Consider the following 15312-nt stretch of genomic DNA (forward strand, 5'->3'; position numbering starts at 1 on the left):
TTTAGAGATAGAGGTTTTGCATCGCATTCTTCTTGGCGAATCTTGGCGCTGCTTGGCAACTTGGCGGTTGCAACCTTAATAAACCGCCAAGACGCCAAGGAGCGCCAAGAGAACAACTACAGTCACTTCACACTGTGAATTAGAACAGATTGATTTATTTTGTGCCCCAGGCGACCAGCAGATTGGAAGCTGTACTACGCCAGCGGGGTGGCGTTTTGTTGAAATATCGATCCTTCACCGCTGTCAACATCCTTCTCGCGGAAAGAATCGTCTCTTTGACTGGATGCTGAAAACCAACACGAACTCCAACCTGCTGGAAGTGATGTTGTTGCAATAGCTTGGTGAGCGATTTTTTGCCAAAGTAGAACAAATGTTCCGGCGGGTAAAGCCACATATCGAAACAGCCCTGCAAGCGTGCACAGGCTGAAGCATTGTCACCCGTCATGATGACCAGTTTGCCGCCTGGCTTGAGAAGCCGATAGGCCTGTGCCACGAAGGCTGCTGGATCGGTCAAGTGTTCAATCACTGCCCAGAGCGTGATGACATCCCAACCTTTTTGTGGATAGCTGAGAAAATCGTTATGTTCCACTGGTACACCCAGTTGTTCTCGTGCCCGCTGACAGTTTCGTGCATCAAGATCCAGACCATATACATCCCTGTATCCACGATCTTTCATCAGCCGAAGCATGGTCCCATCGCCTGCACCCACATCGAGAATGCGTGAATCGTACTGATGTTTCAGCAGCCGATCCAGCCAGTCGGCTTGCCGGGCATAGATGGGCTTGCACAACTCGGGGCGTTCGTAAATTGTTCGACTATCCTGCAGATAATTCGCCCAGTATCGTGGGCCGTAAAAGGCTTTCAGCTTGTCTGCATCGGACTGAGGCCAGGCAAAACCTGCATCGCAGCCAAGGCAATGGTAAATGGGATAGCCGTAAATAATACCCAGGCTTGGGTGGTTGGTTTCTGCACAAATCGGACAGGCAGTCGGCTTGATAATATCATGTGGAATGGCCTGTGGTTCAACTGCATCTCGCAATTGCCCTGCTGAATCACGTAGAACCACAGGCCCCCAGAATTCCTCCGGTGGTCGCAGAGTGTCGCGTTCCTCGTTCAGTTGCGGCAAAGAGGCGGCGTTCATATCAGCCTATCGTCGTGCGGCGTGAGCGATCCCCTTCATAGGCTTCCACAATCTGCTGCACCAGTGGGTGGCGAACGATGTCCGCGTTCTCCAGGGTGATCACGCCGATGCGATCCAGGTTCTTGAGTCGATGGCCCGCATCAACCAGGCCACTGGGGATGGTACGGGGCAGATCGACCTGGGTTACATCGCCGGTAATGACCATTCTTGAGCCAGCACCTAAGCGGGTCAGAAACATTTTCATCTGCGTGATGGTGGTGTTCTGCCCTTCATCAAGAATGATGTAAGCATGGTTGAGCGTTCTGCCTCGCATGAAAGCGAGGGGAGATAATTCGATGACGTTGGTTTCCAGGTACCGTCGTACCAGTTCAATAGGCAGCAGGTCTTCCAAGGCATCGAGCAGCGGACGCAGATAGGGGTTTACCTTATCTTCAATATCGCCTGGCAAAAAGCCGAGCCGTTCACCTGCTTCGACAGCAGGGCGACACAGTACGAGTTTCTTCACCTGACCTGCCTTCAGAGCCGCAGCAGCGGTGGCAGTGGCCAGATAGGTTTTGCCTGTTCCAGCCGGGCCGATGCAGATGGTAATGTCCTTTTCCCGCATCATGCGGACGTAGCGGCTTTGTCCATCTGTTTTGGGACGCACCCCTTTGCCGATGGTTTCGACAGCAAGCCTTTCCGGGCTGTCCTGATCGCCGGAGCGTTGCAGGGTTTCGAGTGTCAGTTGCACGTCACTGGGTGTGATGGGCCCCTGCCTGGCGATGGAACGTAGCTGGGTGATAATGCGTTCAGCAAGCTGAATCTGCGGCTCCGGGCCTTCGAGCAGCAGGGTGCGATCACGGGGAATGATGCGAATGTTGAGGGCATCGCGCAGGGTACGCAAATGGGCATCGCGAGGCCCCAGCACGCGCAAGACTTCATCCTGATCCTGCAGGCTCAGTGTGATTTCAGGCATGCTGCTTCCCCGCAAGAAGATTTTTTTGGTTCGCGTGAGCCCGCCCCCGGCTTGAAGAGCCGGGGGCTAAATATCCATTCGTTATCATACCGCCCATTGCAGGATGCCGTAGGTTACCGGCACACTGAACAGGATGGAATCGAAGACATCAAGCAATCCGCCAAATCCAGGCAATGTACTGGATGCATCTTTCAAATGCAGATCCCGCTTGATGAGTGATTCCATCAGGTCACCCAGCATCCCCATGATGCCAACGACGACACCCATCAGGAACGTAGCGAGCCAGCCGGGCATGCCGAGTACCATGGCACGCCGGAAGGGAAACTGGTTTTCAGGATCGAGATCAAACCAGTTGCCAAAGCCATAGACCATGAGCAGTGCCGCCAGGCCTGAAAGCAGAATGCCCCCGGCAGCGCCTTCCCAGGTTTTCTTCGGGCTGAGCAAAGGCGTCATCTTGTGCTTGCCCCACAGCCGACCTGCAACATAGGCACCGATGTCGCAGCACTTAGGAACAAAGATCGCAATGATCAACGCTAGCGTGCTGGGGCCGGTAGTCGTACTCGAACCGGGCTGATACCAGCGCAGTTGAATCAGGAACGAGCCGAGAAACCCGATGTAAGCGACGCTGAAGAAGGTCAAAGCGAGACGCTTGGTAACCTGTCCAGGTTCGTGATAATGCCAGGCTTCCACCAGAAAAGTAACCAGCAGGCTGGTCAGCAATCCGCCCGTGATCCAAGCCAGGGAAGCACCAGGCCACTCCAAGGCACTGGCCCAGTTGAAGATGACCAGCAGCAACATCGAGCCAAACAGGGGAAACGAACGCGGCCTGGCCTGGGCAGGGAGCAGTTGCTGCAGTTCGTAGCCCAAAGCACACGTGACCGCGATGCCAAAGGCAAACGAAATGGGGAACCAGGGAGCAAACCAGCGGTCCAGCCCCAATACGGCAAAGCCCCAGATGGCGAGCAGGGTGCCGACGATGAGCCTGGGTCTCAGCATGTCGTTTCCGTTACTGGGGGATGGTTCGCGATAGGCCGTTGTCTGTTGTGCCTAATGCCAAGATATAGTCTGCTGCCCCATGACTCCAGTGGTTGGCATCGGGATAATGGCTGGCCGATTCCTGAAAGCATTCTCGCAGCATGTCCGTATCGATAATACCGGGGTTGAGCGGGATGGCCGCCAGGCCATCGGGCAGTTCTTCCGCCAGGGCTTTGGTCATTCCCTCGATGGCATACTTGGTAGCACAATAGGGTGCCACTTCAGGCGAGGTGGAACGGCCCCAGCCTGAACTGAGATTGATGATGATGCCTGTGCCACGACCGATCATGGCAGGCACGACATGGCGGATGACGTGGGCAACGCCTTTGATGTTCACATCGACGATGGTATCCATTTCTGCAGCGGTGATCTCCCACAAGGGTGCCATACGGTTCATGACCGCAGCGTTGTTGATGAGTAAATCAGGCGGCCCGTTTTCCTTGAGCAGCCGATGAGTCCAGCGCTCGACATCTTTTTCCCTGGCGACATCCACGACGTCGAAATCATGAGGCAGGGGGTACATCTGCTTTAGTTGCTGCACCTGGCTTGCATTTCTGCCACACCCCCAGACGGTGCAGCTTCGCTCGATGAAACGATCTACGAGTGACCGGCCCAAACCACGAGTGGCGCCGGTGAGAAGGATAGTGCGGCCAGGAGTGGTTGGCATGTGATACGCCCTGTTGGGAAAGGGGTAGTGTAGGGATTGACAAAAGCAACGTGTGCATCTCTTGGCGCACCTTGGCTTCTTGGCGGTTTATTAAGGTTTAACCGCCAAGAAGCCAAGCAGCGCCAAGATTCGCCAAGGGATACAGGTAGTACAATTTCCAATCGTGACGTATCGTTGGTCCTGAGTTCACTCCTGCTCCTCCCTTTTCTCTAACGGCTTGGCTGGTTTTCTGCGATGAGCGGGATTCCAGAGTATTACTCCGGTATCCTTGGTCAAGTATTTCTCCTCGGTTTTTTGAATATCTCCACCATCGTCTTTAAACTCCCGGTCGAGTGCGCTACCGACAACGGAGTAGATGTGCAGTCCATCTTCGACGGCTATCAGTCTCAAGGGTTTATCATCAAACGGATCGAGCAGTACCGCTGGAAGATATTGGGGAATTAATTCATCCTGAGTTCGAGGCCAGCGCTGGTGTTGCAGGCGGAATCGTTCAGCAGCTAGGGCGATCTGAGTGCATCGCCAACTGGCACTTTGTCTCATGATGGTATTCAGCCGGTAATGCACGGGCGGAGTAGAGATGCTTTTGGCATCCAATTCATCTTTACGTTGTTTTTTCAATGCATCATGTTGCGCATCAAGTTCACGAAAGAGATCGAACAGGGGCTTCTCTTGTTGCGAATAGACATTCAGGATCGAACGCATGATTTCTGCGCGAAAGAATGGCGACTGCAAGTCGGCACGTATGCGGAACTCCAATAGATACTGTTTGAATCTCTCCCAGGCATCATTGCTCTTTTGCCTTCCAAACTCTTTCAAAATATCGACATCTGGTCGAGAAAAGTGATCCAAGTCATGAATCGTGTTGCCTGCTTCTGCAATCAAGTATTTTTGCCACACAGCACGGCTGTCATAGTTACCCAAATCTGTAGATAATTGCTTCAATTGTTGATCGGTGAATTCAACCTGTGACAATGCAACATCCATATTTTCCAGATAGCTTCTCAAAGCACTGTCCCCGAACATCTGATTAGTAATAAACGGCTCTGACGATAGATGTAGAGCGAGTCGCTTATTATAGCGCATCAACTTCATGGCCAATGACACATTCTTTTCTTGAAGCGCCAGCCAGAGTTGTTCTTTTATCGCCAAATTGACTTTGGATGTTTCTTCGTTGTATTTGCAATAAACATGCCAAGGAGGATCTCTATTGAGCGGACCAACACCAGGTTTGTCGGGAATAGCATCCAGTTCCTTCAGTTGCTCCAGAAATGTCGGCCATCCACTGGAGCGATTGCGAAGGTACTGAATTGTATCTGCATGCAACAGCAGGTTTGGTTCATTTTCACGTGGCTGAAAGTGCACTATCTCATCTACGATCTCATTCCAGGCAATAGGTCGTGCTTGCCTGAGAACCCAAGAGGATACACTGTTGTGATCCTCAGCCTGTTGATTGGCGATGAGGTCGGCATAGCGCCAACGTCCGAGTTTGTCCCACTCTGACAAGACTGCCTGCAGTTCACGATACCCCAGCCACCTATAGATTCCGAACCAACTAGCTAACAATGCGATAAGCAGCAACAGGATCTGCCACCAGCGGAAGTGGTACCAGCGGCGAGGGGGAGGAGGAATGGTCATGAACTTAACTGTTATGCGCTTTTGCTACCACCTTGCACCAACCGCCTGACACTTTCAGGAGTGTCCTGCCAGGCATCCTGATAGGTGGATTCGAGCGGTGTCAACACGTGCGTCCCTGAAGCAATGAAAAGTGGCATATCAGGCAATGGACTTCCAACCCCCATCGTTTCAATGTAAGCCGACTGCACGGAGCCTGTTTCATAAGAAGCCAGCAGGCGGTCCTGCGGTGATGGCAAGGAAAATTCTTCATCGTCCAGTTCGTTCCAGATTAATTCATGCAGGCTGTGAGGATCGCGTTTACCTGGAGGGAACACGTCGATGACGAGCACATGAATGCCTTGATACAGTGCATCAGTTACTTTCTGGACAAATTGTCTGATGGCTCGATTGCCATCCTTATTGCCTGGCGAAACGATTTCGATGAGAGCAACCACTTTTCCCAAATGATGCCTGATGACAATGCGGTTCGCCTTGTCGGCATAGAAGTGCTTTTCCGTCTGACGTACGAATCGGGTCTGTGGCTTGTCAAGAACGGCGGCACCGCCCGAAAACCGAGTATCGTTCAATGCTTCTTCGATGGCTAACACATCACTTTCGACGGTGCCAGCCCGCTGTTCGACCAGAGCTGTCAGTTCCGTGGGCAAAACTCCACGATTCAAAGCGCGGGCAATGCTCACCGACCATACCTGATGAAAGTGATGAAACAGCCCTGCGGGTACTTGTGACCAGTCATGCAACGGCATTACTACCTCCGCTGGCATTATACCACAGGGTTCCAGCATGCTCCAGACAGTATTCGGACGCTCATCGCCGCGTCATCTCGACGGAGCGAGATCATTACCAACCAAAATAGAAACTGATCTAATTCCGCTTCCCCTCATGCATCAAGTCATTGCGAGGATTCAATTCCACCGTCGTAATGGCAGGTGTATGGGAAAAGTTCACAGACGGTTCGGGCAACGGTTTTCGAGAAGTTGGCAAAATGAGGTCACCCACCAGCACAGCCAGCAAAGCACCCAGAACGAGTGCCATCAACAGGAAGATGCCTTGGCGGTGCGATGCTTGTTTTCGTCGGTACCCTGCCCAGACATCCAGATGCTGAATGGGGAGCACCTCGTTGAACAAAACGATTTTCGGATTGGAACTGATGGAAGAGGGTGCGTCCATGTTCTGTCTCTAAGCATCCGTGCTATGCCTCGTCCATTGCCCGGACGGGGAGAGCACTTCGTGGGGCTGATAACGTGATTTGTACTCTAATGAACGGCATCCTGCAACATAATAACCAAGATAGGCATAAGGTAATTTCCGCAGACGCGATTCATCCATGACCGTCAACACATTCCAGGTACCCAAGCCCCAGTCGCGATATTCCGGGTCGTGAAAAAAGTAAATGGCCGACAAACCCTGTGGCACCACGTCCACGTAGCCAACGCCAATCAGCTTGTCGCGATCATAATAGCACCATTCTTCTGTGGGGATCGGGTTGCTGACAAAACTCGACAGGTAGGATTCATGGTCCTTGGGCGGATAACGTTGCCAGCCGATATGTTCCGATTGATGACTGTGGAACATATCGTGCAGGTGCAGCTTGGCATCCGAGACACTGGGTTGATCAATGACCAGGCGAATGCGATGCAGATTGTCACGGTGATTGCGTTTCTGGCTGCGGTTCATCTGAAATTCATTGACCAGTACACGCAGCGACCAGCAGGCAGTGCAGAAAGGACATCGGGGCCGAAACAGCGAACACCCAAACCGTCGCCAGCCTGCATCGAGCAAATTGCCGTACTCTTCGACGGTCAGACTGATGCAATCGAGGTACTCGAGCATCGCTGTCTGCTCGGGCAGATAGCTGCATCGGTGAGGCGGCGTGACATAATGGGTCGATATTTCCATCCTCACAGCCTAACATACCCGAAACCAATGCCAATCCGTAAAAATGTGAGTGGAATCTCATCATTTAACACGCTATCATCTGCCTGACCTGAACTCACCGCGATCTTATGGCCTTATCACTGGCACAGTACGCAGAACATCTGGATAGTCGGGCTGACCTGTTGTGGCCAGCCCCGCCGGAGGTGCATCGTACCAAGTCGAAGCCGCACCTGAAAAGCCTGCCAATGGTGAAGGCCGTTACGTGGAATGTCTACGGGACGTTGCTGGCTATTTCGGGTGGCGAATTTTATCGCGAGCATCCGCAGCCTTTCATCATGAACCTTGCCCTGGATAAGACGATCCAGGAATTCAAGATGTGGAAGTCGATGTCGCGCAAGCCCGGCCAGCCCGCCGAATACATGCGGGTAATGTTGCAGAACGTCTTCGATGAAATCAGTTTTCAGGTGGAAAAGGGCGAGAAGTACCCTGAATTCCCCGTAGAGCGGCAGTGGGAAGGGATTATCCGCAAGCTCATGCAGAACGAATACGTCATTGAAACAGGCAAATATGGTACTCTGGAAGAACTGGCGGTGAAGATTGCCTATTTCTTCCACCGGTCGCTGCAGGGTGTGGGTGCTCAGGCATCTGCTGCTGACACAGTACAATGGCTGAAAGATCGCAAATACTGGCAGGGAATCCTGGCAGATGCCCAGTGCTTCACCATGCTGCAACTGCAACGAAGCCTGGCTGAGCAGAATCCGCAGGTGATGCTGGATTTCTGCATCCCATCCTTTTGTCGATCTCTTTCCTTTCAGGTGAAAGGCAGAAAACCGTCCGAGCGACTATTCAAAGACATGGTGCAGAAACTGCGTTCAGCTGGAATCGAGCCGGAAGAAACCCTGCACATCAGTAATGATTTACCGAACGACCTGGCACCAGCCCGCCGGTTGGGGTTCATCACCTGCCTCTACACAGGCGACAGTAAGTCGTTGAAAGCCCCATCGGAACTGGTGGCAGACAAGAATATTCGCCCGGTGGTCATGATCAACGATCTGGCCCAGGTAGTTGACATGCTCTCGTCATGATGCTGGTTTCCTGCTACGTTGATGTTGTCAACCTCTCCGTCGCGAAATTCCTTTTATCCTTACAGATTCGAAACTTGCCATGCCTCCAGAAGTGATGTTTGATGTCAGTACCGTCGATGATGGCCGTGTACTCTTCAACATCGATCAGATACGTGAAGTGAATCCGCAACGTTTCGAGATGGAACAGTTGACTGCCATCGTCCACATCGATCTGGAACAGAACCTGATTGTGGGTTACAAGGATGTGACCGATCAGGAATTCTGGGTACGAGGCCACATGCCTGGCTTTCCATTGATGCCTGGTGTGATCATGTGTGAAGCCGGTGCACAACTGGGTGGTTTCTTTTCCAAGAAACATCTGGTGCCGGTAGGTAGCTTCGTTGTCTTTGGCGGCATGGAAGAGGTGCGTTTCCGGGGACAAGTCAAACCGGGAGATCGCTTCTGGATTGTCAGCAAGGCAGTCAAAGTGAATCGACGACAGGTGGTAAACCAGGTGCAGGGTTTTGTTGACGGCAAGATGGTGTTTGAAGGAACGTTGATTGGCATGCCCTTCACCACGCCCGGTCCATCTGAAGGTGCTGCGTGAGTGTGCGTAACAGCAAGCGTCTTCCCCTGGAATCGCTGGCACCGTATCTCTTTACTTTGCCTGCAACGGAAGAGTTGCTTGATCTGAAGCAGCTTTTCGGCAATGAAAACCCTTTCGAGCTGGAAGTAGGTTTTGGCAAAGGGGCCTTCCTGATTGAAGCGGTTCCGTTGCATCCAGATCGTAATTATCTCGGCATCGAAATTGACAAGGGACTGGCACTCTATGTTGCCACGCGTATGGCGAAGCGCAAACTCGCCAATATTAAAGTGGCACATGGCGATGCGGGCCGGTTGCTTTCACAGCATTTGCCTGCAGGCAGCCTGGCCGCAGTGCATGTCTATTTCCCTGACCCGTGGTGGAAGAAGAAACACCGCAAACGCCGGGTGTTCAACGAGGCGTTTGCTGAGCAGGCAGCACGAGTGATTCAGCCGGGCGGATATCTGCATATTGCCACCGATGTCGCTGAGTATTTTCAGGTGATGATGGGGACCGTCGCCCAGCAGCCTGCGTTTCAACTGGAAGATGCAGGCAGAGAGGAACGGGCAGAAGAAGCGAAGCCCGAGACGAATTTTGAGAAGAAGGCGAGAAAGGAAGGCAGACCCGTGTGGCGGGCGAGGGCGGTGAGGCGGTAGTTTGCCTTGCAACACCATGAATTGATGTGTATACTTTGTAGACACACCTTGGAGCCAGGCCATGCGTACGCATGTCAGCAAATGGGGCAACAGCTTCGCTGTTCGATTGCCCCATACGGTAGTCAAAGACCTCAGACTCCGCGAAGGAACCATTCTGGAACTGAAGTCGGATCAATCCGGTATCACGCTTCGCAAAACACAGAAGCGAATCTCGTTGCAGGAACTGTTGAAGGGAATCACGCCGGAGAACTGTCATGGCGAAGTCGAGTGGGGCCAATCGACCGGAAACGAAAGCTGGTAAATCTGTTTATATACCCGATGCAGGCGATCTCATCTGGTTGACAATTACTCCACAGGCTGGTCGTGAACAGATGGGCCGTCGGCCTGCACTGGTGCTGACACCACTGGCCTATAATCGTGTCACCTCCTTGTGTATCGTCTGTCCAATTACCAGTCAAATCAAAGGCTACCCATTTGAAGTCGTGCTTCCCGATCAGTCAGAAATAACTGGTGTTGTACTTGCTGATCACCTGCGCTGTGCGGACTGGAAAGCCAGACAGGCTGTTTTTGCAGGCAAAGCCGATGAAGAAATACTCAGTGAAGTCAAGGCAAAGCTCGGTTCATTGCTCGGTTGGTGAGAGGACTTCTGTGATGCTTCATCACAAAGCACTTTCGTTATTTCACTCCTGACAGCTATGTTCATCAACCCAACCGGCACCTAAACTAACTCACTCAGTAATTCTCTCCGGGCAAAAATCATCCATGAGCATACTCGTCGACAAAAACACCAAAGTTCTCGTACAGGGGCTGGGCAAGCAGGGCACCTTCCATGCCCTGCAGTGTCGGGAATATGGCACTAACATTGTGGGAGGCGTTTCGCCAGGCAAAGGTGGACAGACCAAGGAAGGCTTCCCGTTGTTCAACACGGTGACAGAGGCCATTGCCAAGACTGGCGCGAATGCCTCGGTCGTCTTCGTTCCTCCACCTGCCGCAGCTGATGCCATCATGGAAGCAGCGGACGCTGATCTACCTTTGATCATCACCATCACGGAAGGCATTCCGGTGCTCGACATGGTTCGGGTGAAACAATTCCTTGCCAGTAAACCGAAAGTGCGGCTGGTTGGACCCAATTGCCCTGGCGTTATCACTCCCGGCCAGTGCAAGATTGGCATCATGCCTGGGCACATTCACAAGCCGGGCAAAGTAGGCATCGTCAGCCGAAGTGGAACACTCACCTACGAAGCTGCATTTCAAACCACGACGCTGGGTGTCGGGCAAAGCACTTGTGTTGGTCTCGGCGGTGATCCTGTCAATGGCACCAGCTTCATTGATGTGCTGGCCATGTTCCAGAATGATCCTGGTACTGAAGCCATCATCATGATTGGCGAAATTGGTGGCAACCAGGAAGAGCTGGCTGCCGAGTTTGTCAAGAAGAATGTCACCAAGCCAGTTGCAGCATTCATTGCTGGTCGAACTGCGCCGCCTGGCAAGCGCATGGGTCATGCTGGCGCCATCATCTCAGGTGGGCAGGGCGGAGCAGATACCAAGGTCGCTGCCCTCAAGGCAGCAGGCATCGCCGTGGCAGACAGCCCCGCGACCATTGGTGAAACCCTGGTCAAACTCTTGAAGAAATAATGGCTCATCGTGTTGTCATTGTGGGGGGTGGCTTTGCTGGCCTGACCGCCGCACGGGCACTCAGGCGGGCACCCGTAGACATCACGCTGCTTGACCGGCGCAACTTTCACTGCTTTCAGCCACTGCTGTACCAGGTAGCCACCGGTGGATTGTCCCCTGCTAACATTGCTGCACCGCTGCGAGGCATCCTGCAGAAGCAGAAGAACTGCCGAACCCTGCTGGCAGATGTTTCCCGCATTGATCCGCAGCAGCAAGTAGTTCACTCTGATCTGGGTGAACATCCTTACGACAGCTTGCTGGTTTGCACGGGCTCCAGTCATGCTTATTTTGGCCACCCCGAATGGGAACAGTTTGCTCCGGGGCTTAAGACACTGGAAGATGCTGTAGCGATCCGAGCCAAGGTGTTTCTTGCCTTCGAAAAAGCGGAGGCTGAGACCGACCCGAAAGAACGACAAAGGCTGCTGACGTTTGTAGTCATTGGTGCCGGGCCAACCGGGGTGGAACTGGCAGGAGCTATTGCGGAATTGGCACGTCATACGCTACGTGGTAATTTCCGGGCTATCGATCCGAAGATGGCTCGTGTTATTCTCCTGGAAGGTGGCGATCGCATCCTCACGAGTTATGTTCCCAAGCTTTCGCAATCCGCACTGCATTCACTACAGCGATTGGGTGTCGAAGTCAGGCTTAAGGCGAAGGTAACACACGTCAGCGAGCAGGTTGTCACGTTTGAGCAGGAAGGGCAGACTTTTGAACTGAAGGCCCAAGTCGTTCTCTGGGGTGCTGGCGTGCAGGGTTCGCCTCTGGGCAAACAGCTTGCCGATCAGACACATTGCAAGATTGATAAACAGGGGCGGTTACTGGTGCGGGACAATCTCACGGTGCCAAACTTTCCGAATATCTTCATTCTCGGCGACCTGGCTCATGTGGAACAACAGGGGAAAATCATCCCCGGTGTAGCACCGGTGGCCATGCAGATGGGAAAGTATGCTGCCCGGCTCATTGATGCCAGGCTGCGGAACAAGATCATTCCGATGTTCGAGTATCGCGACAAGGGCAGCATGGCGACGATTGGGCGGGGCGCTGCCGTCGCTGATCTGGGTTTTCTGCAATTAACAGGTTACCCGGCCTGGCTGGCCTGGCTGTTTCTGCATGTTATTTTCCTGGTAGGCTTTGAAAGCAAGCTGCTAGTGTTGATTCAGTGGGCATGGAACTACATCACCCGCGCCCGCTCAGCGAGATTGATTGCGGATGACCCGGTGGCGGTGAGGAAAAATCTGACGTGAGATTTTTGTTGTTGCGGTCATAATGAAACTTTTCACCTCCACCGGATTATGGGATTCTGTGTCAGGCAGGATCGGGCGGTTGAGGGCATCTCACATGCAACACAAGTGTGCTTAAAGGGAGGCTTCCATCTGGTGCGCTTCAAATCGAACAATTTCTTCTTTCAATTGATTAATGATTTTTTTCAAAGACTGTTTGGTGAGTTCGCGTGTTCTGACATTGGCTACAGGCTCGATCTCTAATTCACGCAGGCGGTCTTCCAGCATTTTGAGTTTGGCTTGTGTATTCTTCCACTGCCGCTTGCTTTGAATGCTCATAGTAACACCTCGATAACGCCTTTGGGAACTGCATCCCGATCTGATGCATAGACCTGCTCAACCATGATGGCGTATTCCATTGCCTCCACCATGTGTAAATCAACAAAAGGAAGTCCCTCGCTCAACTCAGCTGCTGCTGCGGGGTCGAGCGGAAAATCGGAAGGAAGAAGCATTGCACAATCGACATCATTAGGTTCGAACACATCCGTGACAAAGCTTCCATTAATGATGATACGCTGAACACCTGACTTCTTCGCTAATTCGACCAGCCAGCGAATCGAATCCATCTGTGCTCGCCGAATCTCCGATTCCTGCCCAAAACGAGAAGCAATCTCCTCAAGGGATGCCAGATGCACACCGGGCGGAAGGTAGCCGATGTCGTTGAATTCCGGAATCATTTCGAAGAACTCTCGTTCTGGCAATGCCTCTTGATTCATCTTAACCGACACCAACACTTTCTGCCACTGCTTCGCCGCCTTGGCTTGTTGGTTCGGTTTCAAGCTGGACCCGGCAATCGAAAGATTCAGTCCATGCAACACTTGCTCACGTGGTTCGAATACTCATTTTGACATTCCATCTTTAAAATTTCCTTTCCCCGCACACCAACTCAGGTTACCGTAGAGCGTTCACCCCTGCATATTTCTCGAGGTAAGACCGATGCGATTCTGGATTGCCTGTCTGCTGACCTGCCTGGCGCTGTCGCCAGCGTATGCTGATGTCAAACTGCATGGCTTGTTTACGGATCATATGGTTCTGCAACAGAAAGCTACCGTGCCCATCTGGGGCCAGGCTGATCCTGATGAAAAGATTACCGTCAGCATGCAGGGACAGAAAGTGACCACCCAGGCTGACAGCAACGGCAAATGGATGGCCAAGCTCAACAACCTGGAACCGGGCGGCCCATTTGAACTGACAGTAGAAGGCAAGAATTCCGTCAAGCTGAGTGATGTTCTTGTTGGCGAAGTCTGGATCTGCTCCGGTCAGTCGAACATGCAGTGGGCTGTGAACCAATCGAAAGATGCCAAGGATGTGGTAGCCAGCTCAGCTAATCCGCAAATTCGGCTGTTCCAGCACAAGATGGTGACATCGGGCAAGCCGCTCAGTGAAGTACAGACCAATCCCGCGTGGAAATCATGGCGATTGGCAGGTCCCGATTCCGTGCCTGGCTTCAGCGCGGTCGGCTACCACTTCGGCAAGACTCTGCAGAAAGAACGCCATGTACCCATCGGCCTGATTCAGACAGCATGGGGCGGCACACCTGCCGAGGCATGGACTTCCACCGAGTTTCTGGGCAAGACGCCTGATGTCAGCCATTATCTGACGAACATCAACAAGGCCGTGGCTGACTTTGAGCAGAACCAGGACGCCCTTACGAAGAAGTATGAAGAACAACTCAATGCTTACAAGGAAGAAGCGGCCAGGTTGAAAGCGGAAAACAAGAAAGTACCCGCTGCACCTCGCAAACCTCAGCACCCTGACACGAACCCTGGCAGCCCGGCACGTCTTTACAATGCGATGATCCAGCCACTGGTGCCGTTTGCTATCAAGGGTGCTATCTGGTATCAGGGCGAATCGAATGCAGGCCGGGCTTATGAATACCGCACGTTGTTCCCGACGATGATTCAATCCTGGCGATCTGCCTGGGGATATGAGTTTCCGTTCCTGTTTGTGCAACTGGCACCCTTTAAGGCCATTGTTGAACAGCCTCAGGAGAGTGATTGGGCTGAGTTGCGCGAAGCACAACTGATGACCAGTCTCAAGCTGGCTGGCACGGCCCAAGCGGTCATCACTGACACCACCAACCCCGATACTGATCAGAAAGACATACATCCGGTCAACAAGGCTCCGGTCGGCGAACGGCTTGCCCTGGCAGCGTTGCAGAAAGTGTACGGCGAATCGATAGTAGGCTCCGGACCTGTCTTTGAAAAAGCAGAATTTAAAGATGGCCAAGCCATCCTGCACTTTACATCGGTTGGTAAAGGATTAATGTGCAAAGGGGATAAGCTCACTGGCTTCACCGCTGCAGGGGCAGATAAGAAGTTCTACAACGCTGATGCGAAGATCGAGGGCAACACGGTGGTGGTGACGTGTGAAGTTGTTGACAAGCCCGTAGCAGTTCGCTTTGGCTGGGCCGACTACCCAGTGGTAAACCTGTTCAACCAGGAAGGCATTCCCGCATCGCCTTTCCGTACCGATGACTGGCCCGGAAAAACCTGGCCGAAGAAGTGATGCACCCGAATGGCACGATTCTATCTTGCTTTGGATGTGCACAGACTGAATGGTATTCTGATCGGAGAGGGGAAAGAGCATCTTGGTTCTTTCCCCTCCTGTGTCATCGTGCGTACCGGTCTTTTGTGAATTTTAATTCACTTCGCACATTACTTCTTGAGTTGCCCAGGCAGATTCAGCTAGCGTTCTGTTTTCCAAACCCCTCCATTCAGAAACTACTACACTTCAGCAATTTCTTT

Annotated in this window: 18 protein-coding genes; 8 read left to right on the plus strand and 10 right to left on the minus strand. The window is 52.7% G+C overall.

Translation table 11 applies throughout. The annotated features are described in order from the left end of the window. Window positions 1–154 precede the first annotated feature (154 nt). The 8 genes from JNJ77_04215 to JNJ77_04250 all read right to left on the minus strand — a co-directional run bounded on the left by JNJ77_04215 (window position 155) and on the right by JNJ77_04250 (window position 7329). Window positions 155–1141, minus strand: a complete 987-nt coding sequence (locus JNJ77_04215) for a class I SAM-dependent methyltransferase (protein MBL8821770.1) — start codon at window positions 1139–1141, stop codon at window positions 155–157. Window position 1142: 1 nt separating this feature from the next. Further along, window positions 1143–2096, minus strand: coding sequence for a PhoH family protein (locus JNJ77_04220; GenBank protein MBL8821771.1), 954 nt, complete (start codon window positions 2094–2096; stop codon window positions 1143–1145). A gap of 84 nt (window positions 2097–2180) precedes the next feature. Continuing rightward, window positions 2181–3092 carry a phosphatidate cytidylyltransferase gene (locus tag JNJ77_04225; protein MBL8821772.1) on the minus strand — a complete coding sequence of 304 codons (912 nt, stop codon included), beginning with the start codon at window positions 3090–3092 and terminating at the stop codon, window positions 2181–2183. Window positions 3093–3102: 10 nt separating this feature from the next. Then, window positions 3103–3798 carry an SDR family NAD(P)-dependent oxidoreductase gene (locus JNJ77_04230; GenBank protein ID MBL8821773.1) on the minus strand — a complete coding sequence of 232 codons (696 nt, stop codon included), beginning with the start codon at window positions 3796–3798 and terminating at the stop codon, window positions 3103–3105. A gap of 186 nt (window positions 3799–3984) precedes the next feature. Beyond that, complete coding sequence (locus JNJ77_04235) at window positions 3985–5433, minus strand: hypothetical protein (protein MBL8821774.1); 1449 nt, start codon at window positions 5431–5433, stop codon at window positions 3985–3987. An 11-nt stretch (window positions 5434–5444) separates the two neighbouring features. After that, window positions 5445–6176 (minus strand): DUF4058 domain-containing protein, encoded by a 732-nt coding sequence (locus JNJ77_04240; protein ID MBL8821775.1) that lies wholly within the window; start codon window positions 6174–6176, stop codon window positions 5445–5447. A gap of 118 nt (window positions 6177–6294) precedes the next feature. Beyond that, the gene (locus JNJ77_04245; protein MBL8821776.1) at window positions 6295–6600 is read right to left on the minus strand and encodes a hypothetical protein; all 306 of its coding nucleotides are present in this window, start codon (window positions 6598–6600) and stop codon (window positions 6295–6297) included. 9 nt (window positions 6601–6609) lie between these two features. Next, window positions 6610–7329: an arginyltransferase gene (locus tag JNJ77_04250; protein MBL8821777.1), complete on the minus strand. Its 720-nt coding sequence runs from the start codon at window positions 7327–7329 to the stop codon at window positions 6610–6612. Between the two features lie 107 nt (window positions 7330–7436). On the opposite strand from JNJ77_04250, the gene JNJ77_04255 reads away from it, so the two are divergent. From JNJ77_04255 to JNJ77_04285, 7 genes are all read left to right on the plus strand, one after another. Then, entirely contained in the window at window positions 7437–8393 is a 957-nt protein-coding gene (locus JNJ77_04255; protein MBL8821778.1) for an HAD family hydrolase, read from the plus strand. Between the two features lie 79 nt (window positions 8394–8472). Next, on the plus strand, window positions 8473–8979 hold the full coding sequence (locus JNJ77_04260) for a beta-hydroxyacyl-ACP dehydratase (GenBank protein MBL8821779.1): 507 nt from the start codon (window positions 8473–8475) through the stop codon (window positions 8977–8979). 26 nt (window positions 8980–9005) lie between these two features. Further along, window positions 9006–9611, plus strand: coding sequence for a tRNA (guanosine(46)-N7)-methyltransferase TrmB (gene trmB, locus JNJ77_04265; GenBank protein ID MBL8821780.1), 606 nt, complete (start codon window positions 9006–9008; stop codon window positions 9609–9611). A 61-nt stretch (window positions 9612–9672) separates the two neighbouring features. Further along, window positions 9673–9912 (plus strand): AbrB/MazE/SpoVT family DNA-binding domain-containing protein, encoded by a 240-nt coding sequence (locus JNJ77_04270; protein MBL8821781.1) that lies wholly within the window; start codon window positions 9673–9675, stop codon window positions 9910–9912. Then, complete coding sequence (mazF, locus tag JNJ77_04275) at window positions 9866–10249, plus strand: endoribonuclease MazF (GenBank protein MBL8821782.1); 384 nt, start codon at window positions 9866–9868, stop codon at window positions 10247–10249. Before JNJ77_04270 ends, mazF begins: the two co-directional genes overlap by 47 nt. Before the next feature lie 124 nt (window positions 10250–10373). After that, on the plus strand, window positions 10374–11246 hold the full coding sequence (gene sucD, locus JNJ77_04280; GenBank protein ID MBL8821783.1) for a succinate--CoA ligase subunit alpha: 873 nt from the start codon (window positions 10374–10376) through the stop codon (window positions 11244–11246). Then, window positions 11246–12529: an NAD(P)/FAD-dependent oxidoreductase gene (locus JNJ77_04285; GenBank protein ID MBL8821784.1), complete on the plus strand. Its 1284-nt coding sequence runs from the start codon at window positions 11246–11248 to the stop codon at window positions 12527–12529. The genes sucD and JNJ77_04285 overlap by 1 nt, the downstream gene beginning before the upstream one ends. Before the next feature lie 111 nt (window positions 12530–12640). Here the strand turns inward: JNJ77_04285 and JNJ77_04290 are convergent, their stop codons facing one another. Continuing rightward, on the minus strand, window positions 12641–12844 hold the full coding sequence (locus JNJ77_04290; protein MBL8821785.1) for a hypothetical protein: 204 nt from the start codon (window positions 12842–12844) through the stop codon (window positions 12641–12643). Then, on the minus strand, window positions 12841–13344 hold the full coding sequence (locus tag JNJ77_04295; GenBank protein MBL8821786.1) for a hypothetical protein: 504 nt from the start codon (window positions 13342–13344) through the stop codon (window positions 12841–12843). Before JNJ77_04295 ends, JNJ77_04290 begins: the two co-directional genes overlap by 4 nt. A gap of 157 nt (window positions 13345–13501) precedes the next feature. Here JNJ77_04295 and JNJ77_04300 point away from each other — a divergent pair, with 157 nt between their 5' ends. Then, a complete protein-coding gene (locus JNJ77_04300; protein MBL8821787.1) occupies window positions 13502–15073 on the plus strand; it encodes a sialate O-acetylesterase in 1572 nt (523 codons plus the stop codon). The last annotated feature ends 239 nt before the right edge of the window (window positions 15074–15312 follow it).

Source organism: Planctomycetia bacterium (genome assembly GCA_016795155.1).
Classification (GTDB): domain Bacteria; phylum Planctomycetota; class Planctomycetia; order Gemmatales; family HRBIN36; genus JAEUIE01.